Source organism: Achromobacter sp. AONIH1 (assembly GCF_002902905.1).
GTDB lineage: Bacteria > Pseudomonadota > Gammaproteobacteria > Burkholderiales > Burkholderiaceae_B > Achromobacter.
Genome location: NZ_CP026124.1, coordinates 3,532,894 through 3,559,386, shown reverse-complemented (window position 1 = coordinate 3,559,386; position 26,493 = coordinate 3,532,894). Strand labels below are relative to the sequence as shown.

The window sequence follows — 26,493 nt, the reverse complement described above, 5'->3', positions numbered from 1 at the left end:
TCGTCAAACGGTAGCCGGAGCGGCGGCGGTGACCGGCGTGCGCGCGGCTTGCGGATCGTCCTGGGGAATGGCGGGGTTGACCGCGGTCGCGCCGCGCACCGTCATCCAGACGTTCCACGCCATCACGAACACGCCCGACAGGAACAGGGTGCCGCCCAACAGACGAATCAGGTAGTACGGAACGCGCGTCTTCAGTTCCTCGACGAAGCTGTAGACCAGGGTGCCGTCGGCGGCGGTGTCGCGCCACATCAGGCCCTGCTGCACGCCGGCGATCCACATGGCGGCGATGTACAGCACCACGCCGATGGTCGCGATCCAGAAGTGCAGTTCGATGGCCTTGACGCTGTGCATCTTCTCGCGGCCATAGAGGCGCGGGATCAGGTAGTACAGCGAGCCGAACGAGATCATGGCGACCCAGCCCAGCGCGCCGGAGTGCACGTGGCCGATGGTCCAGTCCGTGTAGTGCGACAACGCGTTGACCGTGCGGATCGACATCATCGAGCCTTCGAAGGTCGACATGCCGTAGAACGACAGCGCCGTGACCATGAACTTCAGGATCGGATCGGTGCGCAGCTTGTACCAGGCGCCCTGCAGCGTCATGATGCCGTTGATCATGCCGCCCCACGAAGGCGCCAGCAGGATCAGCGAGAAGGTCATGCCCAGCGACTGGGTCCAGTCCGGCAGCGAGGTGTACAGCAGATGGTGCGGGCCCGCCCACATGTACGTGAAGGCCAGCGCCCAGAAGTGGACGATGGACAGGCGGTACGAGTAGATCGGACGGCCGGCCTGCTTGGGCACGAAGTAGTACATCATGCCCAGGAAGCTGGTGGTCAGGAAGAAGCCCACGGCGTTATGGCCGTACCACCACTGCACCATGGCGTCCTGCACCCCGGCGTAGGCGGAGTACGACTTCCACATCGACACCGGCACTTCAAGGTTGTTGAAGATGTGCAGGATGGCGATGGTCAGGATGTACGAGCCGAAGAACCAGTTGGCCACGTAGATGTGCTTGGAGCGGCGCTTGATGATGGTGCCGAAGAACACGATGGCGTAGGCCACCCAGACCAGCGTGATCAGGATGTCGATGGGCCATTCGAGTTCCGCGTATTCCTTGCTGCTGGTGTAGCCCAGCGGCAGGGTGATCGCGGCGGCGACGATGACGATCTGCCATCCCCAGAAGGTGAACGCGGCCAGCGGGCTGCAGAACAGGCGGGTCTGACAGGTGCGCTGGACCACGTAGTACGACGTGGTGAACAGCGCGCTGCCGCCGAACGCGAAGATCACCGCGTTGGTGTGCAGCGGACGCAGCCGGCCATAGGTCAGCCAGGCGGTGTCGAAGTTCAACTGAGGCCAAATCAGCTGCGCGGCGAGCAGTACGCCCACAGCCATGCCGACGATTGCCCACACTACCGTCATGAGCGCGAATTGCCTCACGATCTTGTAGTTGAAGGTGTCGGCCTTGCTTGCGATTGCGGCGCAATCGTTCATCACCCTTCCCCTAAAAGAAACAAACAGTTCCAGGCTTCAATGATTGGGGGGCCGGGGTAAACCCGCGTTGATGTGGATCAAGTCCCTATTCGAGAAATGGGGAACGCGGCGCGCGGGCAACGGGTCAGAAGCAGCGGCTTCCGACCGGATCAGACATATCGGCGGCGGCGAATCTCAGGCCCCGGCGCGGACATCGCGGCGCGGACACCGAGCGGCGGCGGCCTAGCCCCGGCTGCCCGGCCCGCTGTCGTCGTCGCGCAGGATGGCCGTGCCGGCGCTGTCGGTGTCGTCGTACTGGCCGTTGAACACGGCCCACCACAGCGACACGCCGATCGCCAGCACGAACAGCAGCGACAGGGGCAGCAGCAGGTAGAGGATGGTCATGCGGATTCCGGCGCGCCGGCGGCCAATGCGCCGGACCAGTCGCGGCGCGACAGCCGCCAGGAGTTCCAGGCCACCGCCAGCGAGGACAGCAGCATGGTGATGGCCGCCAGCCAGGGCGTGACCCAGCCGACCAGCGCCAGCGGCGTCATCAGCAGATGCCATACAAGCGAGCCATGCAAGTTCTGGCGCGCCTTGCGGCCCGCCTCGTCCAGCAGCGCCTGCAAGGCCGCGTCGGGCATGGACGGATGCGCCGCCAGCGCGGCGTGCGCCGAGGCCATGGCCGTGGGCACGGCCATCGACATCGCGCAGGGACAGCTCATGACCAGCAGCGCCACCATCACCGGAATGCTGTGGGCCGGATCGATATAGGCCCAGGCCGCGGCGGCGGCCAGCGCCAGGAGCACCTGGATCATCACGAAGCGCGAGGCCAGCCGGTCGGCGCTGGCGCCCAGGCTCAGGCGGCGCGCTTCGACGCGGGAATGGCGCAGGCCGCCGGCCGAGCCGCCGTAGGATTGGCGCGCGCACAGTTCCAGGTAGCGGGCGGTCAGCAGGAAGGCCACGAACATGGTCACGGAATCGAAATACACCTCGCCGTGTCCGGTATAGGTCGCGTGCACCGAGGGAATGAAGGCGGCCACGATGCCCAGCGCCACCGGCACGTCCATGCCGGCGCGGCCATGGCGCAGGTTGTCGCCGGCGTGGCGCCAGATCGGCCATGCCGAGTACAGCACCACGGGCACGGTCAGCGCGAAACTGGCCCAGTTCATCAGCACGATGGCCCAGTCCAGCGTCTCCAGGGCATCCGTGGGGATGCCGTCGTGGCGCAGGTAGCCGGGCCAGGCAAACATCATCACCTGCATCATGGCCAGCCAGGCCAGCGACAGGCGCACCAGCGCGTGCCGGCGCTGCTGGCGGTCGACGTCGGACAGGCCGGCGGGGACGGCGAAGATCGATTTGGCTCGCATGCGCCGATCTTAGCCAGCCGCCCGGTCCGGCGTCTTGACATGGATCAAGCGGCCGGACCGGATTTGCCGCCGGCCGGTCCGGGACCGGCGGCTGGCGAGCCGGCGGTCCGGGCGTCGTCGGTTCAGGGCCGCTGACGGCGCAGCACGTCCGACACGGCGCCTGTCAGGACGGCCAGCTCGTCCGCCGCGATGGTCAGCGCCGGGGTCAGGTAGACCACGTTGCCGAACGGCCGCACCCAGACGCCGGCTTCGACCAGCCGCCGCTTGAGCGCTTCGCGGTCGGCGATGCCGTCCAGCTCCACCGCGCCGATCGCGCCCAGCACGCGCACGTCGCGCACCCAGGGCAGCTCGCGGCACGGCGCCAGCCCTTGCTCCAGCGCGGCGCAGATCGCCCGCGCCTGATCCAGCCTCGGCTCGCGCTCGAACAGGTCCAGCGAGGCATTCGCGGCGGCGCAGGCCAGCGCGTTGCCCATGAAGGTGGGACCATGCATCAGCGCGTGCGACGGGTCATCGGACCAGAAGGCGTCGAATACCCGGTTGCTGGCGACCGTGGCGGCCAGCGGCAGCGTGCCGCCGGTCAACGCCTTGGACAGGGTGATGATGTCGGGACGCGCGCCGGCCTGTTCATAGGCGAACATCGTGCCAGTGCGGCCGAAGCCGGTGAAGATCTCGTCGTAGATCAGCAGCAGGCCGTGGCGGTCGGCCAGCCGGCGCAGGCGGCGCAGCACCTCGGGATCGTGCATCAGCATGCCGCCGGCGCCCTGCACCAGCGGCTCGACCAGGATCCCGGCCAGCTGCGGGCCCCGGCGCTCCAGGAAGGCGTCCAGCTCGACCTCGCCGGCCTCGTCGCGCGGCAGGGCGACGATGTCGTGCTCGGTCAGCATGCCCCGGAACAGGCTGTGCATGCCCTCTTCCGGATCGCAGACCGCCATGGTGCCGAAGGTGTCGCCGTGGTAGCCGCCCTTGAACGCCAGGAAGCGGCCGCGCCCGCGCTCGCCCTGGTTGAGCCAGTATTGCAGCGCCATCTTCATGGCCACTTCCACCGCCACCGAGCCGGAATCCGTGTAGAAGACCCGGTCCAGACCCGGCCCCAGCAGCGCCGCCAGCCGCCGCGCCAGCGTCAGCGCCGGCTCGTGGGTCAGGCCGCCGAACATCACGTGCGGCATGGCGTCGAGCTGGGCGCGCACGGCCTGGGCGATGTGGGGATGGTTGTAACCGTGGCAGGCGGTCCACCAGGACGCCACCCCGTCTATCAGGCTGCGGCCGTCGGCCAGCTCCAGCCGGCTGCCGTGGCTGCGCACCACGGGCAGCGGCGGCGTGGCGGTCTTCATCTGGGCATAGGGCAGCCAGATGTGGGGCTGGCCCTGGGCCACCCAGTCGGGCGTGTGCATATATAGAACTCCTGCAAAACCGGAGGCCCGGGCCAGGGAACTCCCGGTGGGCCGTCTGCCGGGGCGCCGGGCGGACGGCGGCGCCTCCACTACAATGGCCCGCATTCTACGGCCTGGCCGCCCCGCCGCGCCCGGCCGCCCACGGATTTGCCGATGTCGAAGCTGGATTCCCTTTTCTCCTCCGAGCTCGCGCTCGCCGAGACGCGCCGCGTGCGCCGCCGCCTGCGCACCGCCGCCGCCGCCCCCGCCGGCCGCATCGTCCTGAACGGCGCGCCCATGCTGAACTTCTCCAGCAACGACTACCTGGGACTGGCGCGCCACCCGCTGCTGGTCGAGCGGGCGCGCGAATGGGCCGCGCTGCGCGGCGCCGGCGCCCAGGCCTCGCGACTGGTCTGCGGCAACCTGGACCTGCACGAACAGGTCGAGGCCAAGCTGGCCCGGCTCAAGGGCGCCGAGGCCGCCCTGCTGCTGGCCTCGGGCTGGCAGGCCAACGCCGCCGTGCTGCCCGCGCTGCTGCGCGCCGCCGCCGGCCAGGGCGAGGTCCAGCTCTATGCCGACAAGCTCAACCACGCCAGCCTGCACCACGGCTGCCAGGCCGCCGGCGTGAAGCAGATCCGCTACCGCCACAACGACCTGGACCACCTGGAAAGCCTGCTGGCGGCCCGCGCCGAGCCCGGCCCCGGCGGCAAGCCGGCGGTGCGCTTCATCGTCACCGAAAGCGTGTTCAGCATGGACGGCGACCGGACCGACGTGGCCCGGCTGGGCGAGATCGCCGAACGCCACCACGCCTTCCTCTACCTGGACGAGGCGCACGCCACCGGCGTGCTGGGCGCCCAGGGCGCCGGCCTGTCCAGCCTGGCGCCGGGCCGGGTGGACCTGATCATGGGCACCTTCAGCAAGGCGCTGGGTGGCTTCGGCGCCTATGTGGCCGGCTCGCGCGTCATGTGCGACTACCTGGTCAACGCCTGCTCGGGCTTCATCTACACCACCGCGCTGCCGCCGGCCGTGCTGGGCGCGATGGACGCGGCGCTGGACCTGCTGCCGCGACTGGACGCTGAACGCTCGCGGCTGGCCGACAGCGCGCAAACGCTGCGCGCCGCGCTGGCGGGGCTGGGCGTGGACACGGGCGGATCCTCGACCCAGATCGTGCCCGCCATCGTCGGCGACGAAGCCCGCGCGCTGGCCCTGGCCGCCGGGCTGGAGCGGCGCGGCCTGCTGGCCGTGGCCATCCGCCCGCCCACGGTGCCCGCCGGCACCAGCCGGCTGCGGATCGCGCTCAGCGCCGCCCATGGCGAGGACGATCTCGCCCGCCTGATCGACGGCCTGACGGCCGAGCTGGCCTGACCATGTCGCAAGCCACGCTCTGGTTCGCGCACGGCTGGGCCTATGACGCGTCGTTCTGGGCGCCGCTGCGCGCGGCCCTGTCCGACTGGCCCCAGGCGGCCGACGACGCCGGCTATTTCGGCGCCCCCCGCCTGCCGGAAGTCTCCGGCCCGGTGATCGCCATCGGCCATTCACTGGGCGTACTTCGCCTGTTGCGCCAGCCGCCGCCCGGCTGCGCCGGCCTGGTCTGCATCAACGGCTTCGCGCGCTTCGGCGCCGGCCCGGACTTTCCCGAAGGCGTGGCGCCGCGCCTGCTCGACCGCATGCTGCGGCAGCTCGTCGCCCAGCCCCAGGCGGTGCTGCGCGATTTCCGCGCGCGCTGCGGCGACGACACGCCATCCGGCGCGCCCGACATGGCCGCGCTGGAACGCGGCCTGCTGGCGCTGCGCGACGAGGACCGGCGCGCCGGACTGGCGGCGCTGCCCATGCCGGCGCTGGCGCTGGCCGGCGCCGAGGATCCGGTCGTGCCGCCGGCCATGACCGGCGCGGCGCTGCCCGGCGTCGCGCTGCGCTGGCATGCGCGCGGCGGCCATTTGCTGCCGCGATCGGACCCGCAGTGGTGCGCCGGACACATCCGCGACTTCGCGCTCGGCCTGGCCGGCATCGGAGCCTGACATGAACGGCCGCGCACGCAACGCCGCCATCGGCGCGCGCTTCGGCCGCGCCGCCGCCCGCTACGAAGCGCATGCCCCGGCCCAGCGCGCCGCCGCGCGGCGCCTGGCCGAGGACATCGCCCGGCTGGACCTGCCGCCGCGCCCGCGCATCCTGGAGATCGGCTGCGGCACCGGACTGCTGACGCGCGAGCTGGCGCGCCGCCTGGGACCGGCCGACTGGACGCTCACCGACATATCCCCGGCCATGCTGGAGACCGCGCGGCTCGGTCCCGCGCCGCAAGGCAGCGTGCGCTACGCGGCGCTGGACGGGGAACATCCCGACGCCCTGCCCGGCGGCTACGACCTCATCTGCTCCAGCCTGGCGGTGCAGTGGTTCGGCGACCTGAACGCGGGGCTGGGCCGGCTGGCCGCGCTGCTGGCGCCGGGCGGCCATCTGGCCATCGCCACGCTGGCCGAGGACACCTTCGCCGAATGGCGTGCCGCCCACGCCCGCGCCGGCCTGGACGCCGGCACCCCGGCCTATCCCGCGCCCGGCGCCATCCGTCCGGCCATGGGCAATCTGGCCGGTGCCGTGCGCGCCGAACGGCTGGTACAACAGCATCGTGACGGCCTGCATTTCCTGCAAGACCTGAAAGGCATCGGCGCCACCGCCGCCGCGCCCGGCCACCAGCCGCTGGGCGCGGCGGCGCTGCGCCGCGTGCTGGCGACATTCAACGAACAAGGAGCCAGCGTGACCTATCACCTGGCCTATGGCATGTGGAAGAAAACCGACTCCCGCCGCGCCGGCGTCTTCGTGACCGGCACTGACACCGGCATCGGCAAGACCCTGGTCTCGGCCATCCTGGCGCGCGCCTGGAATGCCGATTACTGGAAGCCGGTGCAGACCGGCGTGGCCGAAGAACCCGGCGACACCGACACGGTGGCCGGGCTGGCGCAGCTGCCGCCCGAGCGCCTGCACCTGCCGGCCTACGTATTGCAGGCGCCGCTGTCGCCCTGGGCGGCCGCGCCGCTGGAAGACGCCGAGCTGGACGCCACCACCATCGTGCCGCCGGACACCGACGCGCCGCTGATCGTGGAAGGCGCCGGCGGCCTGTACGTGCCGATCGATGACCGGCACATGATGATCGACCTGATCGCGCGGCTGGGCATGCCCGTGGTGCTGGCCGCGCGCAGCGGCCTGGGCACCATCAACCACACGCTGCTCAGCCTGGAGGCGCTGCGCCGCCGAGGCATCCCGGTGCTGGGCGTGGTCATGAGCGGCCCGCTGTCGCCCGGCAACAGGGAAGCCATCGAACGTTTTGGCGAAGTCCGCGTGCTGGCCGAGATCCCGCCGCTGGCGCGGGTGGACGCGGCTGCCGTGGCCGAGCTGGCGCGCGGCATCGCGCCGCTGGCCGACTGCCTGGCGGCGCTGGAAGGCAGCCCCGAGGGTGGTTCCGGCGGCTGAACCCGCCGCCGCGCCAAGGCGGGCCGGGGGCCCAAACCGCCCGGCCGCTTCAACCGCCGAAGCGCGGCTCGGGCAAGCCGCGCACGCCCAGCCCGTGCAACGCGAACAGGCTGCCGCGCGCCACGCCGTCCTGCGGAAAGCGCGGCAGCGGCGGCTTGGCCATGGACGTGACGTACAGCACGTCCAGCTCCGGGCCGCCGAACATCACGCTGGTGACTTTCTTGACCGGCATCTCGATGACGCGGTCCACGCTGCCGTCGGGCGCATAGCGCACCAGCTTGCCGTCGTAGACCTGGGCGTTCCACAGATAGCCCTCGGCGTCCACCGTGGAGCCGTCGGCCGCGCCGCCGCCGCTCATGTCCACGCGCGTGAAGGTGCGGCGGTTCGAGATCGCGCCGCTGGCTGGATCGCAGTCATAGGCCCAGATCTCGCCCGACCAGGTATCGGCGAAATAGAAGGTCCTGCCGTCCGGGCTCCAGCAAGGGCCGTTCGACACCACGATGCCGGTGTCCAGCCGATGCAGCGACAGGTCCGGATCCAGCCGGTAGAGCGCGCCATTGGGCCCGGCTTCCTGCGTGTCCATGCTGCCGGCGTAGAAACGCCCCTGCCGGTCGACCTTGCCGTCGTTCAGCCGGTTGGCGGGCTTGTCGGGCTCGGGATCGACGATCAGCTCGACCTCGCCGCTGCGAAAATCCAGGAAGTGAAAGCCGCGCGCCAGCGACACCACCGCCCCGCCCTGCTTGCGCAGCGCCATTGAGCCGATCTTCTGCGGCACGTCCCAGGCGCGCAGCTCGCGGCCGTCGGCGGTGCAGCGGAATACCCGGCCGTCGAAACTGTCGATCCAGTACAGCCGCTGCTCGTCCACGTCCCACAAGGGGCCCTCGCCCAGCGTGGTCTTGACGTCGGCCAGAATCTCGATGCGCATGCCTGTCTCCTTTGATTCAGAACGCCACCTGGTCGCCGCCCTTGAGCTGCAGGATGCGGCGGGCATCCTCGGGCGTGGCGATCTGCAGGCCCAGGCCCTCGATGATCTGCCGCACCGAGCGCACCTGTTCGGCGTTCGACTGCGCCAGCCTGCCCTTGCCGGCCCACAGGCTGTCCTCCAGCCCCACCCGCACATTGCCGCCCATGGCGGCGGACTGCGCGGCGACGCGGAACTGGCTGGCGCCGGCGCCCAGCACCGACCAGCGGTAGTCCTTGCCGAACAGGCGGTCGGCGGTGCGGCGCATGTGGATCACGTCCTCGGGGTGCGTGCCGATGCCGCCCAGCAGGCCGAACACCGACTGCACGAAGAACGGCGCCTTGACCAGGCCCCGGTCGGCGAAGTGGGCCAGGTTGTACAGGTGGGCGATGTCGTAGCACTCGAATTCAAAGCGCGTGCCGTTGTCGTAGCAGGTGGACAGGATGTACTCGATGTCCTTGAAGCTGTTGCGGAAGATCAGGTCGCGCGTGGCCTCCAGGTGCTCGCGTTCCCACTCGAACTGGAACTCGGTGTACTTGTTCAGCAGGTGGTACAGGCCGAAGTTGATCGAGCCCATGTTCAGCGAGGCGACCTCGGGCTTGAACTGCGCGGCGGGCCGGACGCGTTCCTCGACCCGCATGTAGGGGCTGCCGCCGGAGGTGATGTTGATGACCGCGTTGGTGCCCTGCTTGACCTGCGGCAGGAAGCGCGCGAAGGCTTCCGGCGTCTGGTCCGGCTTGCCGTTCTCGGGGTTGCGCGCGTGCAGGTGCAGGATGGCGGCGCCCGCCTCGGCGGCGGCGATGGCCTCGCGCGCGATGTGCTCCGGCTGAATCGGCAGGTGCGGCGACATCGACGGCGTGTGGATCGCGCCGGTGATGGCGCAGGTGATGATGACTTTTTCCTGGGACATGCTTCTGCTCCAAGCTTGGAAGATGCGCGGGCCGGCGGCCGGCGCGATGGGGAATCAACAATCGGAAAGGGGAATGGGGTTCAAGGCAGCTCCCGCCCCTGGCGCAGCCGCTCCTTGTGCGCGGCCAGTTCCATCAGGCGCAGGTCGCGCCAGATCTGGCGCTGGGCCAGCCCGTCGGCGGGCAGATGCTCGCGGCGCTGCGCCTCGACGCGGTCCAGCGTGGCGCCGCTCCAGGGCACGCGCCGGGTCATGGACTCGAACATCTCGGCGTACATGCCTTCGTAGCGTTCGGCGTAGTCGCGCACGCCGGCCGGGGCGTTCAGGTCGATGGTCTCGAACGGGCCCATGAAGGCCCAGCGCAGCGCCAAACCGTCGCGGATGCAGGTGTCCACGTCCTCGACGCCGGCATAACCGTCGGCCACCAGCCGGAACGCCTCGTGCAGCAGCGCGCCCTGCAGCCGGTTGACGACGAAGCCGTCGATCTCGCGCCGCATCACGATGGGCTGCTGGCCGGCCTCGGCCAACAGGCTGCGCGCTCGCTCGACGCAGGCGGCGTCGGTCCAGGGCGCCGGCACGATTTCCACGGCCGGCACCAGGTACGGCGGATTGATCGGATGCGCCACCAGGCAACGCGCGCGGCCAGGCAGGTCCGCCGTGAAATGCGAGGGCAGCAGGGCCGAGGTCGAGCTGGCCAGGATCGCGCCAGCCGGCGCCAGGCGATCCAGTTCGGCATAGACGCGACGCTTGCTGTCCAGGCGTTCGGGCGTGCTTTCCTGCACGTAGTCGGCGTCCCGCAGCGCGTCCTCCATGCGCTCGGCGGGCTCCAGCGCCGCCAGCAGCTGGTCCTCCGTGCGCCCGCGCAGCAGGCCCGCCTGCGCCAGCCCCGGCGCCACCTCGCGCGCGAAGGCCAGCGCCTGCTCGACCTGCCCGGGCTGGCTGTCCCAAAGCCGGACACGGTGCCCGCCGCGCGCGTACACCAGGGCCCATGCCCGGCCGATCAGGCCCGCGCCGATGATTGCCACATTCGCCATGCCGCTCTCTCTCCCGCGGCTCGCGCCGCCTGATGGCGGGCCGCTCACGGCGGCCCGCTACGAATCCGCTATGCGCGCCGCTCGCGCAGCGCGATCACCGCGCCCAGCACCACCAGCCCGTACAGGATGGCGCGGGTCGCGTAAGGCAGGTTGCTGCCGGCCAGCAGCGTCTGCAACGCCGTCAGCAGCAGCACGCCCGCCAGCATGCCCAGATAATGTCCGCGTCCGCCCGTGATCAGGCCGCCGCCCACCACCACCGCCGCGATCGACGGCAGCAGGTAGTCATCGCCCATGCCCAGGCTGGCCTGGCCGGAAAAACCCGTCAGCAGGATGCCGGCCAGCGCGGCGCACAGGCCCGACAGCACATAGGCGCAGACCAGCGTGCGCCCCACCGGCACGCCCGCCAGCCGCGCCGCGCGCACGCTGTTGCCGACCGCGTACACGCGCCGGCCGAAGGCCGTGTGCGACAGCAGCAGCACCGCCAGCACGGCGAACAGCGCCATCGCCGGCACCACCGGCGTCACGCCCAGCACCTGCCCCGTCATGAAGCCGCGCAGCAGCGGCGGCGCGAAGCCCGCCGGCGTGCCGCCCGAATACAGCAGCGCCAAGCCTTGCAGGATGCCGTTGACGGCCAGCGTGGCGACGATGGGCGACAGCCCCAGCGCCGCCACGGCCAGGCCGTTGACCAGCCCGATCAGACCGCCGACCAGCAACACCGCCGCCAGCGCGCCCGGCATGGCCGCGTCCATGCCCTGCGTCATGCCCGCGAACAGGATGCCCGACAGGCCGATGGTCCAGGGCAGCGACAGGTCCAGCCCGCCGGTCAGGATCACCGCGCCCTGCCCCAGCGCCAGGATGGCCAGGAAGCTGGACAGCACGATCAGCGCGTTCCAGTAGCCCCAATGCGTGAGCGAACGGCCCAGGGTCCATTGGGTGACGACCAGCACCAGCAGCAGGCAGACCACGGCCGGCAAGGCGTAGCGCAGGGTCTGGGCGTGACGGACGGCGAAGCCCGGCCGGGGTGAGAGGTCGACTCCGGCCTCCGGCAGCGCCAGCCGCCGGTCCGGCCCGCCCAGCTGGCGCGGCAGCATGCCGGCGCGCCATGCGCGCCAGCGCGCCGCCGCCGCGCGCAGCTGGAGCGCCAGCGTCGAGTCGCGGCTGGCGGCGGCGGCCAACGCCGCCGCGATCAGGATCAGGCCTTCGGCCACCGTCGAGAAATAGGCAGACACGTTCAACACCAGCAGGATGTTGACGACGATCATCAGGATGTAGGCGCCGAACACCGAGCCCATGGGCCCTCCCCGGCCGCCCCCCAGCCGCGTGCCGCCCACCACCACGGCCGCGAACAGCGACAGCAGCAGCGGATTGCCCACCAGCGGATCGCCCGAGCCGGTCTGCGCGCTGAGGAACACGCCGGCCAGCCCGTACAGCCCGCCGGCCATGACATAGGCCAGGAAGCGCGTCGCGTCGACCCGCAGTCCTGCGGCCCGCGCCGATTCGGCGTCGCTGCCGACGGCGTACAAGGCCACCCCGGCGCGGGTGCGCTTGAACCAGGCCCAGGCCAGTCCCAGCGTCGCCAGCAGCGCCAGCGGCATGGGTACGAGGCCCGGCACGGCGTCGCCCATGTAGAACTCGGCCAGCGCCGGCGCGACCGCGCCGCCGGGCTTGTCCATGATCAGCAGCATCGCGCCCTGCAGGATGAACATGGTGGACAGCGTCACCACGATGGGCTGCAGCCGCAGCACGGCGACGAAGAAACCGTTGAACGCGCCCGCCGCCATGCCGATGGCGATGCCTGCCGCCGTCAGCGCCAGCGGCGAGGCCGATGCGCCGCCCGCCAGCCCCAGCGCCAGCGCCACATTGACCAGCGAGATCACCGCGCCGGCCGACAGGTCGAAGCCGCCGGTCAGGATCACCAGCGTCGCGCCCATGGCGGCGATCGCCAGCGTGGCGCCGCCGCTGGCCAGGAAGGACAGGTCGAAATAGCTCAGGCCGCCATTGCCCAGCGCCGCCACCGTGGCCAGCAGCAGCGCGAACACGGCGATGGCGGTGACGAGGCCGCGATGCCGGCTCCAGCCCGCGCCGGCGCGGCGGTCTTGCGATACGCGACGCAGCATGGGCGCGCTCCCGGTCAGGTCTGTATTCATGCGGCGCTCCTGCCGGACTCGGATCCGCCCAGCGCGGCGCGCATGATGCCCGCCTCGGTCAACGCCTCGCCCGCCAGCTCGGTCTGCACGCGGCCGCCGTACAGCACCAGCGCGCGGTCGCACAGGTGCACGATTTCGGGGATCTCGGTGGAATGGAACAGGATCGCGCCGCCCGCCTCGACATAGCGGCGCATCAACAGGTACAGCTCGTGCTTGGTCCCCACGTCGATGCCGCGCGTGGGATCGAACAGCAGCAGGATGCGGCTTTGCGCCACCAGCCATTTGGCGATGGCGATCTTCTGCTGATTGCCGCCCGAGAACGCGCCGGCCGGCGTCCAGGCCGCGCGCCGGTCCACCTGCACCTGCGCGAAGGCGCGCGCCACGGCGGCGCCTTCGGCCCGGGCGCTCAGCACGCCGCAACGCGCGAAGCGCGCGGCCACCGGCAGCGTGGCGTTGGCGCGACCGTCCAGCTTCAGGAACAGGCCCTCGGTCTTGCGATCCTCGGGCACCATGCCGATGCCGATGTTCGGCCGGATCGCGTCGGCGGGCGACCCCAGCGCGACCTCGCGCCCGTCCACCAGGATCTGGCCCGCCCGTGGCGGCGTCATGCCGAAGCAGGCGTTGAACAGGTCCTGCTGGCCCATGCCCTGCAGGCCGGCCACGCCCAGGATCTCGCCCCGCCGCAGCACGAAGTCCACGCCGCGCGCGCGGCCGGCGTCCAGCCCGCGCGCCTCCAGCACCGGCGGCCGCGTCTCGGTCGGCGGTTCCGGGCGCGGCGGAAACGCCTGCGACAGGCTGCGGCCGATGATGCGCTCGATCACCTCGTCGTCGCTCAAGGCGTCGGCCGGGCCGGTGGATATGTGCTTGCCGTTGCGCAGGATGGTCAGGCGGTCGCAGAACTCGCGCACCTCGCGCATGCGATGCGAGATGAACACCACGGTCACGCCCTGGCGCTTGAGACGCTCGATGATGCCGCCCAGCCAGTCCACGTCGCGCCCGGCCAGCGTGGACGTGGGCTCGTCCAGCAGCAGGATGCGCGGCTGGCGCCACAGCGCCCGCGCGATCTCGACCTTCTGGCGCTGCGCCAGCTCCAGCGCGCCGGCCTCGGCCCGCAGGTCCACCTCGAACGCCAGGCCGCGCAGATGCGCGTCCACGCGCTCCGCCGCGCGGCGGCGCGCGATCATGCCCAGCGGTCCTTGCGGCGCATAGGGCAGCAGCATGTTGTCCAGCACGCTCAGGTCCGGCACCAGCGTCATTTCCTGGAACGCGGTCTGGATGCCCAGCGCGTGCGCCGCGCGCGGCGAGCGCAGCGCGGCCGGGCTGCCATGCACCCACAGCCGGCCCGCGCTGGGCTCGACCAACCCCGACAGCAGCTTGACGATGGTGGACTTGCCCGCGCCGTTCTCGCCCAGCAGCGCATGCACGGAGCCGGGCAGGATGTCGAACGACACGTCGTCCACCGCCACAGTGGCGCCATAGGCCTTGCGCAGGCCCTGCGCGCGCACCGCCGGCGCCTGCGCGGCGCCACCGTCCGCGCAACCAGCAGCCGCCACGCCATCGGGATGCCGCGGATCCAGCTCCGCCGGTCCGCAGGCATGCCCCCTCGAGGGGGAAGCGCGCAGCGCTTCGGGGGTGGGCCCGTTCACTGGCTTACTCATTTTTCAGGTTGAGCGGACAGCGCGGCGTTCAGCCCGACCTCCGGCGTGTCGGCCGAAAAGATCGACGCGAACCAGCCCGGGTTCTGCACCACGGACGGCTTGAACGCGTTGCAGCCCGCCTTCATCTCCGCCCAGCTGCCCTCCTGGCAAAGCTTGATGGTGTCGTTGGTGACCAGCGGCAACGGCAGCGTGACGCGCTTGGGCACGTCCTTGCCTTCCAGCGCCTGCACCGCCAGCTTCAGCGCCAGCGCGCCCGAGTACGGTGGCGAGGCGTAGGAAATGCGCGGCGCGCCCATGGGCGCGTAGCTGCCCGCCGCGCCGTCCGCCGCCGTGCCGGCCGGCAGCATCTGCACGCGACCGCCGTTAGAGCCCTCGCCCGCGCAGGGCAGCAACTGGCCGGGCTTGCGGCCCGCTTCCAGCTGCATGGCGTTGGCGGTGTAGCAGCCCACCTGCATCCACAGCCCGTCGATATCGTTCCAGCTGCGCGTGGCCAGCAGCTTGGACAGCTCGGTGCGCGCCACGGCCTGGCTCCACATGCCCACGGCCTCGCCCACCACCTTGATGTCCGGATACTTGGCGAACACCTTCTTCGCGGCGTCGGTGCGCTGCGTGTCGACCGAGGTGCCCGGCACGCCGGTCACCATCACCACCCGGCCCTTGCCGCCCAGCTTGTCGGCCAGCCATTGCGCCGTGACGCGCCCGGCCTCTTCCTGGTCGATGGTAACGTTGTGCGCGCAGGGCTCGGTGATCTCGCCGTCGTAGGCGAACACCAGCACCTTCTTGGCGCAAGCGCTGCGCACCACCTGATTCAGCGCGGTGGGCGAGATGGGAAAGATGACGATGGCCTTGGCGCCAGCCTGCACCATGGCGTTGATCTGCTGGATCTGCTTCTGCGCATTGGGACCGGCCACCTGCACCTGCAGGTCGATCTTGTTGGCCAGCGAGGGATGCGCCGCCATCGCCTTGACCATGTTCGAGGCCTCCGCCTGCCAGTCGTTGCCGACGTAGCTCATGCTGAGGAACACCTTGGCCCTGGCGGGCTGCGCCTGCGCGCCCGCCAGCGCGGGCAACAGGCCGGCTGCCACCAGGGCGCAGGCCGCCCCATTCTTGATCCACCGATGCATTTGCTTGTCTCCTGGCCGGAACGGTTGGTTATCGCGGTATTGCGATGGACAACGTCTGGTTGCGCGGCGGGTCCAGGCTGTTCCTGGATCGGGGCGCCTGATCCCGGCCGGCCCCGGTCCGGCCTGGGCGGGATCGGGCACGTCGGGCAGCAGGTTTTCACGCATGCCGGAACTCTTGCGGCTCCGGTCGGGTTAAGCTTGTTGTAGGACCAATCTTATCTGTGATCACAGATCATGAAAAATAATAGTACGACTGCAAATCCGGCCACGCAACCGTTGGAATCTCAGGGTTCTCCCTCGCGCACGTCACGTTTCGGCGCCGAGGCCGACCTGGACGGGAAGATGGAAAAGATCGTCCGCCAGACGCTGTCGGACCAGGTCTACGGCGACCTGAAGGAGCTTCTGCAGGCCGGGGAAATGGAGCCCGGCCAGCGCTTCACGCTGCGCGGACTGGCCGCGGCCATCGGCACCAGCGCCATGCCGGTGCGCGAAGCCGTCACCCGGCTGGCGGCCGAGCAGGCTCTGGAAGTGCTGCCCAACCGCGCGATCCGCGTGCCGCTGATGACGCGCGAGCGCTTCCTGGAACTGCGCACCATCCGCCTGCAGCTGGAATGCCTGGCTATCGAGGCCGCCGCCGACAAGCGCGACGACAACGAACTGGCCGAGATCCAGCGCCACGAACAGGAATTCCTGCAGGCCCGCGCCCAGCCCGACTCACGCGCGGCGGTACGCGCCAACAAGAACCTGCATTTCGCCATCTACCGCAGCGCGCGCATGCCGGCGCTGCTGCAGATCATCGAGAGCCTGTGGCTGCAGATCGGGCCGGTGCTGAACTACGACCTGGCCAGCAGCGCCGCGCGCCTGAGCCAGGGCGAGGCCCATCTGCACCACCGCGCCATGGTCGCCGCCATCGAGAACCGCGATCCCGCCGCCGCGCGCCAGGCGCTGCATGCGGACCTGCTGAGCGCCAGCGAGTACATCCTGGCGCGGGAGTTGTTGCCGTGAACAAGCGACGTTACGCATCCACTGGCGAATCAGCCCATAGAGACGCAGACAAGCTGCGCTTGCGGGAAATATTGCTTGCCGGGCAGGCTTCAGAGCCAGCTACCCCTGCCAACGCCGACTATTTCGCCATGCTGCGCACCCGCGTCCAGCAAAGCGTAGAAAACCGCTGTCCGACCAGCATGCTCCCTCGCCGCCCCCGCTGACCCCGGTTTGCTCTCAAGCAGATTGGGGGTTGGAACACTGCCAAAAAAAAGAGGGTGCCCGCAGGCACCCTTAATCCACCCTACAACAGCTACTACAAACTACGGTTACAGCAAACTCGGGAAGCGCGGGCCTCACGGCCCGGGCCTCGTCAGGCGACCAGCTTGGCCTTGCTGGCGGCGCCGTGCTCGAACTGGGCTTCCTCGGTCGAGCCGGTCAGCGCGGTGGTCGAGGACTGGCCGCCCTCGATGGTCTGGGTCACGGCGTCGAAGTAGCCGGTGCCGACTTCGCGCTGGTGCTTGACCGCGGTGAAACCGATCTCGGCGGCGGCGAATTCCTTCTGCTGCAGTTCCACGAAGGCGCTCATCTGGCGGCGGGCATAGCCGTGGGCCAGTTCGAACATGCCGTAGTTCAACGCGTGGAAGCCGGCCAGCGTGATGAACTGGAACTTGTAGCCCATGGCGCCCAGCTCGCGCTGGAACTTGGCGATGGTGGCGTCGTCCAGGTTCTTCTTCCAGTTGAACGAGGGCGAGCAGTTGTAGGCCAGCAGCTTGCCCGGGAACTGGCGATGGATGGCCTCGGCGAACTTGCGGGCGTATTCCAGGTTCGGCGTGGACGTTTCGCACCAGATCAGATCGGCATAGGGCGCATAGGCCAGGCCGCGCGAGATCGCCTGGTCGATGCCGGCGCGGGTGCGGAAGAAGCCTTCCACGGTGCGCTCGCCGGTGATGAACGGGCGGTCGTTGTCGTCCACGTCGCTGGTCACCAGATCGGCGGCGTCGGCGTCGGTGCGGGCCAGCAGCACGGTCGGCGTGCCCATCACGTCGGCGGCCAGGCGGGCCGAGACCAGCTTGGACACGGCCTCGCGGGTCGGCACCAGCACCTTGCCGCCCATGTGGCCGCACTTCTTGACCGAGGCCAGCTGGTCTTCGAAGTGCACGCCCGAGGCGCCCGCTTCGATCATGCCCTTCATCAGTTCGAAAGCGTTGAGCACGCCGCCGAAGCCGGCTTCGGCGTCGGCCACGATGGGCGCGAAGTAATCGATGTAGCCTTCATCGCCGGGATTCTTGCCTTCCATCCACTGGACCTGGTCGCAGCGGGTCAGCGAGTTGTTGATGCGGCGGACCACCTGCGGCACCGAGTTGGCCGGGTACAGCGACTGGTCGGGATACATCTCGCCGGCCAGGTTGGCGTCGCCCGCCACCTGCCAGCCCGACAGGTAGATGGCCTTCAGGCCGGCCTTGACCTGCTGCATGGCCTGGTTGCCGGTCAGCGCGCCAAGCGAGTTCACGAACGGTTCGCTGTGCAGCAGTTCCCACAGGCGGGTCGAACCGCGGCGTGCCAGCGTGTGCTCGACGGCGACCGAACCGCGCAGACGGATCACATCCTCGGCGCTGTAGGCGCGCTTGATGCCCTGCCAGCGGGCGTTCTCGGCCCAGTCCTTCTGCAGATTGCGGATTTCGGTTTCGCGGGTGCTCATGGTGATGCTCCTGGTCAGTAGTGGGAAAGACTTTCAAGGATGGGTCCGGAGGAATTTCGCGGCCCGGGCATTGCGTGAATCGTTGGAGAAAGTCTATTCCTGTGCTGCGGAGCAATGTGGCCAGATATCTTATATAAGACGAAAAAGTTATTTCTTTAATATCAACAACTTGAAAGTTCAATTTTGCATTACGGAACGCTATCGCCATCTGTGAAATGCCTTCCCGCTGCTGCGCAACACGAACTTTCACATGACGAAGACGGCATTTCACAATGCAAAAAAATGCGCATTTCAAAGCGCCTAAAATGCGTCCATTCCCCTGTAGATCCCAATCCATCCATGACGCTGTCTCACGGCCCGCTGGGCCAGAGCGTGGCCTACGCCTCGCAATACGATCCCTCGCTGCTGTTCCCCATCGCCCGCTCGCACAACCGCGCCGCGCTGGACCTGCATGCCGGCGCCCTGCCCTTCGCCGGCGTCGACCTGTGGAACGCCTATGAACTGTCGTGGCTGGACGCCAAGGGCAAGCCGCGCGTGGCCATGGCCACCTTCTCGGTGCCGGCGGACAGCCCCAATATCATCGAGTCCAAGTCGTTCAAGCTCTACCTGAACTCGTTCAACCAGACCCGGCTGGTCAATTCCGCCGCGCTGCGCGGCCGGCTGGAGCGCGACCTGAGCGCGGCCGCCGGCGCGCCGGTGGGCCTGGACTTCATCCTGCCGCAGCGTTTCGGCGAACTGCGCATGGGCGAACTGGACGGCATCTATATAGACAAGCTGGACATCGAGATCGACACCTACGAGCCCGCGCCCGAGCTGCTGCGCACGCGGCCCGGCGATGCCGTCGAGGAGACGCTGTGCTCGCGGCTGCTGAAATCGAACTGCCCGGTCACCGGCCAGCCCGACTGGGCCAGCGTGCAGATCCGCTATCGCGGCGCGCCGATAGACCGCGAAGCGCTGCTGCGCTACGTGATCTCGTTCCGCCAGCACGCGGAATTCCACGAGCACTGCGTGGAGCGCATCTACACCGACATCATGGCGGCCTGCCGGCCCGAGCTGCTGACGGTCTATGCGCGCTATACGCGCCGTGGCGGGCTGGACATCAACCCGTGGCGCAGCAACTTCGAGGCGGCCCCGCCGCCCGACGTGCGCACGGTGCGCCAATAAGGCAAACCGCCGGCGCGCCCGGCCGGCGGAATGCGGCGGCGCAGCCCCATCGAGGACTGCGCGCGCCTGGCCATGGCCTACTTCGTGAAGGGCTGCGGCCTCGGCGTATCGTCCGCCGAGGGCGGCAGGATCGGATACTGGAACACCGGCTGGTCGCCCGTCAGCGTCTTCAGGAAGGCCACGATCTGGGCGTTCTCCTCCTTCGTGAAGGTGCGGCCCAGTTGCAGCCGGCCCATCACGTCCACCGCCTGCGTCAGCGTGGCGGCTTCGCCATCATGGAAGTAGGGATAGGTCAGCTCGACGTTGCGCAGCGTGGGCACCTTGAAATTGAAGCGGTCGGCGTCCTTGCCGGTCACCGCCGAGCGCCCCTCGGCCTTGTTGTCGGTCTTGTAGGGCTCGACCACGCCCATCTTCTGGAACGAGTTGCCGCCCACCGCCGCGCCGTTGTGGCAGGCCACGCAGCCGCTGTTCTTGAATAGCTGGTAGCCGGCCAGTTCCTGCACGGTCAGCGCCTTCTTGTCGCCGCGCAGCCACTTGTCGAAGCGCGCGTTCGGCGTCACCAGCGTTTCCTCGAACGCGGCCAGCGCGCCGGTCACTTCCTCGATGGTGATGGCGTCCTTGCCGAACACCTGCTTGAACTCGGCCCTGTAGCCAGGGATGGAATTGAGCACCTGCACCGCCAGCTCGTGCGAGGACGCCATTTCCATGGGGTTGGCGATGGGGCCGCCGGCCTGCTCGCTCAGATCCTTGGCGCGGCCGTCCCAGAACTGCGCGATGCTCAGGCTGGAATTGAGCACTGTCGGCGAGTTGATGCCGCCTTGCTGCCAATTGTGGCCGATGGAGCCCTTGATGTTGTCCGAGCCGCCCATGCCCAGGTTGTGGCAGGAATTACAGGAGATGGCGCCGGACTTGGACAGGCGCGGATCGAAGAACAGCTTCTTGCCCAGCTCCACCTTGGCGGGATCCTTGATCACCGCGGCCTCGATCGGCTGTATCGGCTCCTGCGCGGCGGTCGTCGCCGTGGCCGGACTGGCCCACAGCCCCGCGAGCAGTCCTGCGGCGAGCCATACGCTTTGCTTACTCATGTTGCTTACTCCCGTTGAATGACCTCTCTGCTTATGAGGTATTACAGCGATGAAGGCCCCGGCGCTGCTTGCGGCCGGTCAAGCCTGCAAGCCGGTCGCGCGCCAGCCACGCGCGGCGTTGACCAGACGCAAGCACGCGAAGGCGAAAGGGGGAATGAGCAGATGCGCGCGCCAGATGCGGCGCAGAACGAAGAGGAAGGCGAAGAGAAAGGCCGGTCGGACGGCCGGCAGGAGCGTCGCGGCCATTGTGCCGGCGCTCAGGCCCACGGCGATCCGCCAGACAGATCGCCGTGAACGACGCGCCTCAGGACCGCGCGGGCGCGGCCGCCACCGGATCGGCGCGGCGCGCCTGCACCGCGATCCACTGGGCCAGCAGCGCCGCGACGGCGAAAGCCACGCCCGCGCCCACCCACGGCCCCTGGCGCAGGCCCGCGTCCAGCAGCAGGCCGAAGGCCAGCGGCCCCAGGGCCGAGCCCACATCCATGCCCGAATACACCAGGCCATAGACCGAGCCGGTGGCGCCCTTGGGCGTCACGCGGCGGATCAGCATGTCGCGCGACGGCGCCGCCACGCCGGAGCAAAAGCCCGCCAGCCCCACCACCGGCGCGGCCAGCGCGGCGGGCACCAGGCCCAGCGCCAGCACCACCAGCGTCAGACCGGCCAGGATCAGCGCCACCATCACGGTGCGCTCGGTGCGCGGATTGGCCGACACCAGGAAGCCTCCCGCCGCCATGCCCACGGCGGACGCGATCATGTAGCCGGACAGCGCCGAACTGGCGGCGACCTTGGACAGGTCATAGAGCTGGCCCAGCAAGGGAATGGTGTAGTTCTGCACCGAGGACAGCGCGATCGAGGTGAAAGCGAAGAACAGGAAGGCGCCCCACAGCGCCGGCTTGGACAGCAAGGTCGCCAGGGTCGCGAGCACGCCCTGCTGCGCCGCCGGCGGCCGCGCGCCGGTCTTGGCAGCGTCGGCCTCGGCCGCCGCCAGGCCGCCGATCAGATCTCGCCCCAACACGGCCAGCAGCAGCACCAGCGCCACCAGCCCGGCGGCGCAGTAGGCCGCCACGCGCCAGTCGGCCAGCAGCGTGATGCTGGTCATGAACACCGGCGTCAGCGCCCAGCCCAGATTGCCGGTCAGGCCGTGCGCCGAGAACGCATGGCCCAGGCGCGGAGCCGTGACGCGATGATTGATGATGGAATAGTCGGCCGGATGGAACACCGAATTGCCGATGCCGCCCACCACTGCGGCGGCCATCAGCATGGCGTAGCCATTGGCCGAGCCGATCAGCAGCCCCGACACCACGAAGCAGCTCAGGCCGAACCACAGCACCGGCCGCGCGCCGATGCGGTCCACCACGAATCCGGAAGACGCCTGGCCGATGCCGGACACCACATAGAAGGTGGACACCAGCAGGCCCAGCCGGGCGAAATCCAGCCCGAAGGCATTGCCCAGCGAGACGTAGAGCGACGGCAGGACGAGCTGGAAGAAGTGCGAACTGGCGTGGATCACGCCGATCAGGAGGATGATCTGCCAGTCGCGGCGCCGGACGGCGGCGTCCGAGGCCAGGGAATTTGCTGCGCTGTTCATTGCGATGGGCCGCGCGAGGCGGCGATGGCGGCCGCCGGCTGCGGGCGGCTCGCGGGTTGTCTCCGGCGGCGCCGCATATCACGGCGCCGGTCTCTCGGCGAATGCGGCGCGGCGGCCGTGCCGGTCTGCCGGCATCGCTCTTGGAATACGATGGCGGCCCCGGGCGCGAGCCGGGCCGCCATTACGTTAACACGTTAGTTTACTTGGCCTTTTCGCGGATCGCCGGCCAGGCGCGCTGCAGGTAGTACAGCATGGACCAGACCGTCAGCACCGCCGCGACGATGATCAGCAGGTCGCCCAGCAGCTTGGTGCTGACGCCCATGACCGGCTGGTTGTACAGCAGGCAGGGAATCGCCACCATTTGCGCCGCGGTCTTGAACTTGCCCAGCCGGTGCACCGCCACGCTGGCGCTGGCGCCGATCTGGGCCATCCATTCGCGCAGCGCGGAAATCGTGATCTCGCGGCCGATGATGATCAGGGAAATGAAGGCGTCGACGCGGCTCAGGTCCAGCAGCACGATGAGCGCGGCGCAGACCATCAGCTTGTCGGCCACCGGATCGAGGAAGGCGCCGAACGCCGAGGTCTGGTTCCAGCGGCGGGCCAGCCAGCCATCGAACCAATCGGTCAACGCGGCGATGATGAAGGCCCAGGCGGCCAGCGTGTCGCGCGTGGTGACCGCCATCCAGCTGTCGGGCAGGTAGAACAGCCCGACGACCAGCGGAATCATGGCGATGCGCAGCCATGTCAGGATTATGGGTACGTTAATTGGCATAGTATCCGTATGCTACATCAAGGGTCCACCCCCGACGCGCCTGCGGCGCTTCCCCCTCAAGGGGGCGCCACTGCGGACCGGCAAAGCCGGCTCCGCGTGGCCCGGATTGTGGGGCACCAGCGGCTTGCGTCGCTCGGCTTGCGCGGCCCTGCTCGGCTGTTGCGTGGCGCGGCAGCGTTGCAGACAGGCTGTATTGGCTGGCCTGAAAGCCTGCTTTACACGCTGCGCGGTCGGCTTTCCCTGTGCGACGGGTTTGAACAAGGTGGGGATATGTAGCACGGAAGTGCTACCGCAAGGCTTCATAAATGCGGATGGCGAGGTCTTGGGAGATGCCGTCGACCGAGGCCAGGTCTTCGATGCTGGCCGAGGCCACGCCTGAAAAACCGCCGAAGCGGGCCAGCAGGCGCTGGCGGCGGCGGGCGCCGATGCCTTCGATTTCTTCCAGGCGCGACACGTTGCGGGCCTTGGCGCGGCGGGCGCGCATGCCGGTGATGGCGAAGCGGTGCGCCTCGTCGCGCACCTGGGCGATCAGCATCAGCGCGGCCGATTCGCCGCCCAGCGCCACCGGCGGGCGGCCATCGGCGAAGACCAGGGTTTCCAGGCCGACCTTGCGCCCTTCCCCCTTGGCCACGCCGACCAGGGTCTGGATGTCCAGGCCCAGCTCGGCGAACACCTGCCGCGCGACTTCCACCTGACCCTTGCCGCCGTCGATCAGCACCAGGCCCGGCATCTGCGCCTCGCCGTCGGCCACCTTGGCGAAGCGGCGCGACAGCACCTGGCGCATGGCGGCGTAGTCGTCGCCCGGCGTGATGCCGGCGATGTTATAGCGGCGGTAGAGCGAGGGCTGCACGTCGTGATGCTCGAACACCACGCAGGACGCCTGGGTGGCTTCGCCGGCCGTGTGGCTGATGTCGAAGCACTCGATGCGCAGCGCGTCCAGCGCGGCCTCGTCGGTGTCCAGGTCCAGCGCTTCGGCCAGGGCCAGGGTGCGGGCGGCGCGCGCGCCGGATTCGGTCAGCGCCCGCGCCAGCGCCATGTCAGCGTTCTTGCCGGCCTGCTCCAGCCAGGCGCGGCGCGCGCCCTGCGGCCGAGTCAGCACGCGCGCGGGACGGCCGCCGGCCTGCTCGGCCAGCAGGTCCACCAGCTCGGGATCGGGCAAGGCATGCGAGCACACCAGCACCGGCGGCAGCGCGTTGTCGGCGTAGTGCTGGGCGACGAAGGCCTCCAGCACCTGCGGCGCGGCCTCGCCTTCGGCGTGCGATGGGAAAAACGGTTTGTCGCCCAGATGGCGGCCGCCGCGCACCATGGCCAGGTTGACGCAGACCTTGCCGCCGGCGATGGCCACGGCGATGATGTCCGTGTCCTCGCCGCTGGTGCTTTCCATGGTCTGCTGGTGCAGCACGCGCGCCAGCGAACCCATCTGGTCGCGCAGCGCCGCCGCCTCCTCGAAGCGCAGCTCGCTGGCCGCCTGCTGCATGCGCGACTCGATCTCGCCCATGACGTCCTTGGCCTCGCCGTTCAGGAAACGCACGGCTCGCTGCACGTCGCGCGCGTAATCCTCGGCGCCGATCACGCCCACGCAGGGCGCCGAGCAGCGCCCGATCTGATGCAGCAGACAGGGCCGCGAACGGTTGGCGAAGACCGAGTCCTCGCAGGTGCGCAGGCGAAAGACCTTCTGCAGGATCTGGATGGTTTCGCGCACCGCCCAGGCGTTGGGAAACGGGCCGAAGAACTGGCCGCGCTTGTTGGTGGCGCCGCGATAGTAGGCGATGCGCGGCCACTCATGGCCCGTGATGAGCAGGTACGGATAGGACTTGTCGTCGCGGAACAGGATGTTGTAGCGCGGCTTCAGGGTCTTGATGAGGTTGTTTTCCAGGATCAGCGCCTCGGCCTCCGAGCGCGTGACCGTGACCTCCAGCCGCGCCACCTTCGCCACCATCTGGGCGATGCGCGGGCTGGACAGGGTCTTCTGGAAATACGACGAGACGCGCTTCTTCAGGTCGCGCGCCTTGCCGACATACATGACCTCGCCGGCCGCATCCAGGTGCCGGTACACGCCCGGCAGATGCGGCAGGTCAGCCAGGAACGATTTGAGATTGAAGTCGTCGGGCATTCTGGTAACGGCTTTCGGCCTGCAGGGTGTCCCAGTCCGGCGCGTCGAAGCGCGGCATCAGGCGGCGGATGCGCTCGACCGACTCGGGCGGGTGCTTGAACGACAGCCGCGACAGCAGCTCGTCGGCCAGGTCCGGCCGGTTGCACACCAGCACCATGTCGCAGCCCGCGCCCAGCGCCGCGTTGGCGCGGTCCAGGATGTCGCCGGCCACCGAGGCGCCTTCCATGGTCAGGTCGTCGGAGAACACCACCCCGTCGTAGCCCAGGCGCTTGCGCAGGATGTCCTGCACCCAGCGCCGGGAGAAGCCGGCGGGATGCTTGTCGACCTTGGGATAGATGACGTGCGCCGGCATGACCGAGGGCAGCACGGCGTCGCCCAGCCAGGCATAGGGCGCGGCGTCGTCGCGCAGGATGTCGGCCAGCGGGCGCGGGTCGACCGGGATCTCGTGGTGCGAATCGGCCTGCACATAACCGTGGCCGGGGAAATGCTTGCCGCAGGCCGACATGCCGGCCAGCGACAGGCCCTGGATCAGCGCGCGCGACAGCATGGCGACCACGCGCGGATCGGCGTGGAAGGCGCGGTTGCCGATCACCTTGCTGACGCCGTAGTCCAGGTCCAGCACCGGCGTGAAGCTCATGTCCACGCCGCAGGCGCGCAGCTCGGCGGCTAGCACGTAGCCGGCCTCGGTGGCCAGGCGCATGGCGTTCAGCGGATCGCGGTCCCACAGCTCTCCCAGCGCGCGCATCGGCGGCAGCGGCGTGAAGCCGTCCTCGCGGAAGCGCTGCACGCGGCCGCCCTCATGATCCACCAGGATCAGCAGCGGCTCCTTGCGCGCCTTGTGGATCTGGCGCGTCAGGCGGGTCAGCTGGGCGCGGCTCTCGAAATTGCGCGCGAACAGGATCACGCCGCCCACCAGCGGGTGGCGCAGGCGCTTCTTTTCTTCCTTGGTGAGCGTGAATCCCGCCACATCGACCATCACGGGGCCGGGAGGCAGGACCGCTTTCTTGGATGATTTCTTGGTCATCGGGCAGTCCTTTTCGTTGCATCAGGCGGGCCCGAGGATACGGGCGCCGCGGTCAGGGCTTGCTTTCGACCACCACGTAGGCGGCGGCCATGTCGGTTTCGTCGGTAATCGACACATGCGCGGCGCCGAAGCGCGCCGCATACCATTGTTGCAGCTCCGGCGCGATGACGAGCACCGGCCGCCCGCCCGGCGCGTTCAGGGTCTGCACCCGACGCCAGGTCATGGGCATGCGCATGCCCAGGCCGATGGCCTTGGAAAAGGCTTCCTTGGCGGCGAAGCGCGTGGCCAGGAAGCGCACGCCGCGCACCGGGTCGCGGGCGCGGCGCGCATGGAACTTGCGCAGTTCCTCCACGCCCAGGATCTTCTCGGCGAAGCGGTCGCCGTGGCGCGCCAGCGCGCGCTCGATGCGGTCGATGCGCAACAGGTCCATGCCGATGCCGGCGATGGCGCCCGCCTTCGGGGCGGACGGAACTGGCGGCGTGGCGGCTGCAGGATCGTAGGCGGCGTCGGACATGGGCGTGAGCGCGGCGGCGGGTTCAGGTACGGGGCGTCGTGCAGGCC

General features: G+C 69.5%; 23 protein-coding genes. 5 read left to right on the top strand and 18 right to left on the bottom strand.

Annotated elements, in window-relative coordinates; translation table 11 throughout:
* Window positions 1-3 precede the first annotated feature (3 nt).
* The 4 genes from ccoN to C2U31_RS16305 all read right to left on the bottom strand — a co-directional run bounded on the left by ccoN (window position 4) and on the right by C2U31_RS16305 (window position 4,228).
* Window positions 4-1,488 carry a cytochrome-c oxidase, cbb3-type subunit I gene (gene ccoN / locus C2U31_RS16320; protein ID WP_103273714.1) on the bottom strand — a complete coding sequence of 495 codons (1,485 nt, stop codon included), beginning with the start codon at window positions 1,486-1,488 and terminating at the stop codon, window positions 4-6.
* Window positions 1,489-1,710: 222 nt separating this feature from the next.
* Window positions 1,711-1,872 (bottom strand): cbb3-type cytochrome oxidase assembly protein CcoS, encoded by a 162-nt coding sequence (gene ccoS / locus C2U31_RS16315; RefSeq protein ID WP_103273713.1) that lies wholly within the window; start codon window positions 1,870-1,872, stop codon window positions 1,711-1,713.
* Complete coding sequence (locus C2U31_RS16310) at window positions 1,869-2,837, bottom strand: hypothetical protein (protein WP_103273712.1); 969 nt, start codon at window positions 2,835-2,837, stop codon at window positions 1,869-1,871. The genes ccoS and C2U31_RS16310 overlap by 4 nt, the downstream gene beginning before the upstream one ends.
* A 122-nt stretch (window positions 2,838-2,959) precedes the next feature.
* Window positions 2,960-4,228 carry an adenosylmethionine--8-amino-7-oxononanoate transaminase gene (locus C2U31_RS16305; RefSeq protein ID WP_103273711.1) on the bottom strand — a complete coding sequence of 423 codons (1,269 nt, stop codon included), beginning with the start codon at window positions 4,226-4,228 and terminating at the stop codon, window positions 2,960-2,962.
* A gap of 153 nt (window positions 4,229-4,381) precedes the next feature.
* Here C2U31_RS16305 and C2U31_RS16300 point away from each other — a divergent pair, with 153 nt between their 5' ends.
* Genes C2U31_RS16300 through bioD form a run of 3 tightly spaced genes read left to right on the top strand, consistent with a single transcriptional unit; the run spans window position 4,382 to window position 7,669 of the window.
* Window positions 4,382-5,572: an aminotransferase class I/II-fold pyridoxal phosphate-dependent enzyme gene (locus tag C2U31_RS16300; RefSeq protein WP_199770832.1), complete on the top strand. Its 1,191-nt coding sequence runs from the start codon at window positions 4,382-4,384 to the stop codon at window positions 5,570-5,572.
* 2 nt (window positions 5,573-5,574) lie between these two features.
* Window positions 5,575-6,225 (top strand): alpha/beta fold hydrolase, encoded by a 651-nt coding sequence (locus C2U31_RS16295; RefSeq protein WP_103273709.1) that lies wholly within the window; start codon window positions 5,575-5,577, stop codon window positions 6,223-6,225.
* A 1-nt stretch (window position 6,226) separates the two neighbouring features.
* Complete coding sequence (bioD, locus tag C2U31_RS16290) at window positions 6,227-7,669, top strand: dethiobiotin synthase (protein ID WP_103273708.1); 1,443 nt, start codon at window positions 6,227-6,229, stop codon at window positions 7,667-7,669.
* Between the two features lie 49 nt (window positions 7,670-7,718).
* Here the strand turns inward: bioD and C2U31_RS16285 are convergent, their stop codons facing one another.
* From C2U31_RS16285 to C2U31_RS16260, 6 genes are all read right to left on the bottom strand, one after another.
* Window positions 7,719-8,594, bottom strand: a complete 876-nt coding sequence (locus C2U31_RS16285; RefSeq protein ID WP_103273707.1) for an SMP-30/gluconolactonase/LRE family protein — start codon at window positions 8,592-8,594, stop codon at window positions 7,719-7,721.
* A gap of 16 nt (window positions 8,595-8,610) precedes the next feature.
* A complete protein-coding gene (locus C2U31_RS16280; protein WP_103273706.1) occupies window positions 8,611-9,540 on the bottom strand; it encodes a 3-keto-5-aminohexanoate cleavage protein in 930 nt (309 codons plus the stop codon).
* Between the two features lie 80 nt (window positions 9,541-9,620).
* The gene (locus C2U31_RS16275; protein WP_103273705.1) at window positions 9,621-10,571 is read right to left on the bottom strand and encodes a 3-hydroxyacyl-CoA dehydrogenase; all 951 of its coding nucleotides are present in this window, start codon (window positions 10,569-10,571) and stop codon (window positions 9,621-9,623) included.
* Window positions 10,572-10,639: 68 nt separating this feature from the next.
* The gene (locus C2U31_RS16270) at window positions 10,640-12,718 is read right to left on the bottom strand and encodes an ABC transporter permease (protein WP_233772401.1); all 2,079 of its coding nucleotides are present in this window, start codon (window positions 12,716-12,718) and stop codon (window positions 10,640-10,642) included.
* Window positions 12,715-14,364, bottom strand: coding sequence for a sugar ABC transporter ATP-binding protein (locus C2U31_RS16265; protein WP_233772400.1), 1,650 nt, complete (start codon window positions 14,362-14,364; stop codon window positions 12,715-12,717). Before C2U31_RS16265 ends, C2U31_RS16270 begins: the two co-directional genes overlap by 4 nt.
* Before the next feature lie 8 nt (window positions 14,365-14,372).
* Entirely contained in the window at window positions 14,373-15,500 is a 1,128-nt protein-coding gene (locus C2U31_RS16260) for a sugar ABC transporter substrate-binding protein (protein ID WP_103273703.1), read from the bottom strand.
* A 342-nt stretch (window positions 15,501-15,842) separates the two neighbouring features.
* Between C2U31_RS16260 and C2U31_RS16255 the strand changes: the two genes are divergently transcribed.
* On the top strand, window positions 15,843-16,505 hold the full coding sequence (locus C2U31_RS16255) for a GntR family transcriptional regulator (protein ID WP_199770831.1): 663 nt from the start codon (window positions 15,843-15,845) through the stop codon (window positions 16,503-16,505).
* Window positions 16,506-16,857: 352 nt separating this feature from the next.
* Here the strand turns inward: C2U31_RS16255 and aceA are convergent, their stop codons facing one another.
* The gene (aceA, locus tag C2U31_RS16250) at window positions 16,858-18,186 is read right to left on the bottom strand and encodes an isocitrate lyase (protein WP_103273701.1); all 1,329 of its coding nucleotides are present in this window, start codon (window positions 18,184-18,186) and stop codon (window positions 16,858-16,860) included.
* 339 nt (window positions 18,187-18,525) lie between these two features.
* Between aceA and queF the strand changes: the two genes are divergently transcribed.
* Window positions 18,526-19,350, top strand: coding sequence for an NADPH-dependent 7-cyano-7-deazaguanine reductase QueF (queF, locus tag C2U31_RS16245; RefSeq protein ID WP_103273700.1), 825 nt, complete (start codon window positions 18,526-18,528; stop codon window positions 19,348-19,350).
* A gap of 77 nt (window positions 19,351-19,427) precedes the next feature.
* Here the strand turns inward: queF and C2U31_RS16240 are convergent, their stop codons facing one another.
* From C2U31_RS16240 to acpS, 7 genes are all read right to left on the bottom strand, one after another.
* Window positions 19,428-20,435: a cytochrome-c peroxidase gene (locus C2U31_RS16240; RefSeq protein ID WP_103273699.1), complete on the bottom strand. Its 1,008-nt coding sequence runs from the start codon at window positions 20,433-20,435 to the stop codon at window positions 19,428-19,430.
* A 78-nt stretch (window positions 20,436-20,513) separates the two neighbouring features.
* On the bottom strand, window positions 20,514-20,681 hold the full coding sequence (locus C2U31_RS30575; protein ID WP_158658392.1) for a hypothetical protein: 168 nt from the start codon (window positions 20,679-20,681) through the stop codon (window positions 20,514-20,516).
* A 58-nt stretch (window positions 20,682-20,739) separates the two neighbouring features.
* Window positions 20,740-22,023: an MFS transporter gene (locus C2U31_RS16235; RefSeq protein WP_103273698.1), complete on the bottom strand. Its 1,284-nt coding sequence runs from the start codon at window positions 22,021-22,023 to the stop codon at window positions 20,740-20,742.
* A 199-nt stretch (window positions 22,024-22,222) separates the two neighbouring features.
* Window positions 22,223-22,795 (bottom strand): CDP-diacylglycerol--glycerol-3-phosphate 3-phosphatidyltransferase, encoded by a 573-nt coding sequence (pgsA, locus tag C2U31_RS16230; protein WP_103273697.1) that lies wholly within the window; start codon window positions 22,793-22,795, stop codon window positions 22,223-22,225.
* A 286-nt stretch (window positions 22,796-23,081) separates the two neighbouring features.
* A complete protein-coding gene (gene uvrC / locus C2U31_RS16225) occupies window positions 23,082-24,908 on the bottom strand; it encodes an excinuclease ABC subunit UvrC (RefSeq protein WP_103273696.1) in 1,827 nt (608 codons plus the stop codon).
* Window positions 24,871-25,932: a beta-N-acetylhexosaminidase gene (gene nagZ, locus C2U31_RS16220; RefSeq protein WP_103273695.1), complete on the bottom strand. Its 1,062-nt coding sequence runs from the start codon at window positions 25,930-25,932 to the stop codon at window positions 24,871-24,873. The genes uvrC and nagZ overlap by 38 nt, the downstream gene beginning before the upstream one ends.
* Window positions 25,933-25,984: 52 nt before the next feature.
* The gene (gene acpS / locus C2U31_RS16215; protein WP_369869672.1) at window positions 25,985-26,446 is read right to left on the bottom strand and encodes a holo-ACP synthase; all 462 of its coding nucleotides are present in this window, start codon (window positions 26,444-26,446) and stop codon (window positions 25,985-25,987) included.
* Between the last annotated feature and the right edge of the window lie 47 nt (window positions 26,447-26,493).

Bases quoted from the DNA above. Each gene is read 5' to 3' on its own strand.
- ccoN (WP_103273714.1), bottom strand. From the start codon at position 1,488: ATGAACGATTGCGCCGCAATCGCAAGCAAGGCCGACACCTTCAACTAC.
- ccoS (WP_103273713.1), bottom strand. From the start codon at position 1,872: ATGACCATCCTCTACCTGCTGCTGCCCCTGTCGCTGCTGTTCGTGCTG.
- C2U31_RS16310 (WP_103273712.1), bottom strand. From the start codon at position 2,837: ATGCGAGCCAAATCGATCTTCGCCGTCCCCGCCGGCCTGTCCGACGTC.
- C2U31_RS16305 (WP_103273711.1), bottom strand. From the start codon at position 4,228: ATGCACACGCCCGACTGGGTGGCCCAGGGCCAGCCCCACATCTGGCTG.
- C2U31_RS16300 (WP_199770832.1), top strand. From the start codon at position 4,382: ATGTCGAAGCTGGATTCCCTTTTCTCCTCCGAGCTCGCGCTCGCCGAG.
- C2U31_RS16295 (WP_103273709.1), top strand. From the start codon at position 5,575: ATGTCGCAAGCCACGCTCTGGTTCGCGCACGGCTGGGCCTATGACGCG.
- bioD (WP_103273708.1), top strand. From the start codon at position 6,227: ATGAACGGCCGCGCACGCAACGCCGCCATCGGCGCGCGCTTCGGCCGC.
- C2U31_RS16285 (WP_103273707.1), bottom strand. From the start codon at position 8,594: ATGCGCATCGAGATTCTGGCCGACGTCAAGACCACGCTGGGCGAGGGC.
- C2U31_RS16280 (WP_103273706.1), bottom strand. From the start codon at position 9,540: ATGTCCCAGGAAAAAGTCATCATCACCTGCGCCATCACCGGCGCGATC.
- C2U31_RS16275 (WP_103273705.1), bottom strand. From the start codon at position 10,571: ATGGCGAATGTGGCAATCATCGGCGCGGGCCTGATCGGCCGGGCATGG.
- C2U31_RS16270 (WP_233772401.1), bottom strand. From the start codon at position 12,718: ATGAATACAGACCTGACCGGGAGCGCGCCCATGCTGCGTCGCGTATCG.
- C2U31_RS16260 (WP_103273703.1), bottom strand. From the start codon at position 15,500: ATGCATCGGTGGATCAAGAATGGGGCGGCCTGCGCCCTGGTGGCAGCC.
- C2U31_RS16255 (WP_199770831.1), top strand. From the start codon at position 15,843: ATGGAAAAGATCGTCCGCCAGACGCTGTCGGACCAGGTCTACGGCGAC.
- aceA (WP_103273701.1), bottom strand. From the start codon at position 18,186: ATGAGCACCCGCGAAACCGAAATCCGCAATCTGCAGAAGGACTGGGCC.
- queF (WP_103273700.1), top strand. From the start codon at position 18,526: ATGACGCTGTCTCACGGCCCGCTGGGCCAGAGCGTGGCCTACGCCTCG.
- C2U31_RS16240 (WP_103273699.1), bottom strand. From the start codon at position 20,435: ATGAGTAAGCAAAGCGTATGGCTCGCCGCAGGACTGCTCGCGGGGCTG.
- C2U31_RS30575 (WP_158658392.1), bottom strand. From the start codon at position 20,681: ATGGCCGCGACGCTCCTGCCGGCCGTCCGACCGGCCTTTCTCTTCGCC.
- C2U31_RS16235 (WP_103273698.1), bottom strand. From the start codon at position 22,023: ATGAACAGCGCAGCAAATTCCCTGGCCTCGGACGCCGCCGTCCGGCGC.
- pgsA (WP_103273697.1), bottom strand. From the start codon at position 22,795: ATGCCAATTAACGTACCCATAATCCTGACATGGCTGCGCATCGCCATG.
- uvrC (WP_103273696.1), bottom strand. From the start codon at position 24,908: ATGCCCGACGACTTCAATCTCAAATCGTTCCTGGCTGACCTGCCGCAT.
- nagZ (WP_103273695.1), bottom strand. From the start codon at position 25,932: ATGACCAAGAAATCATCCAAGAAAGCGGTCCTGCCTCCCGGCCCCGTG.
- acpS (WP_369869672.1), bottom strand. From the start codon at position 26,446: ATGTCCGACGCCGCCTACGATCCTGCAGCCGCCACGCCGCCAGTTCCG.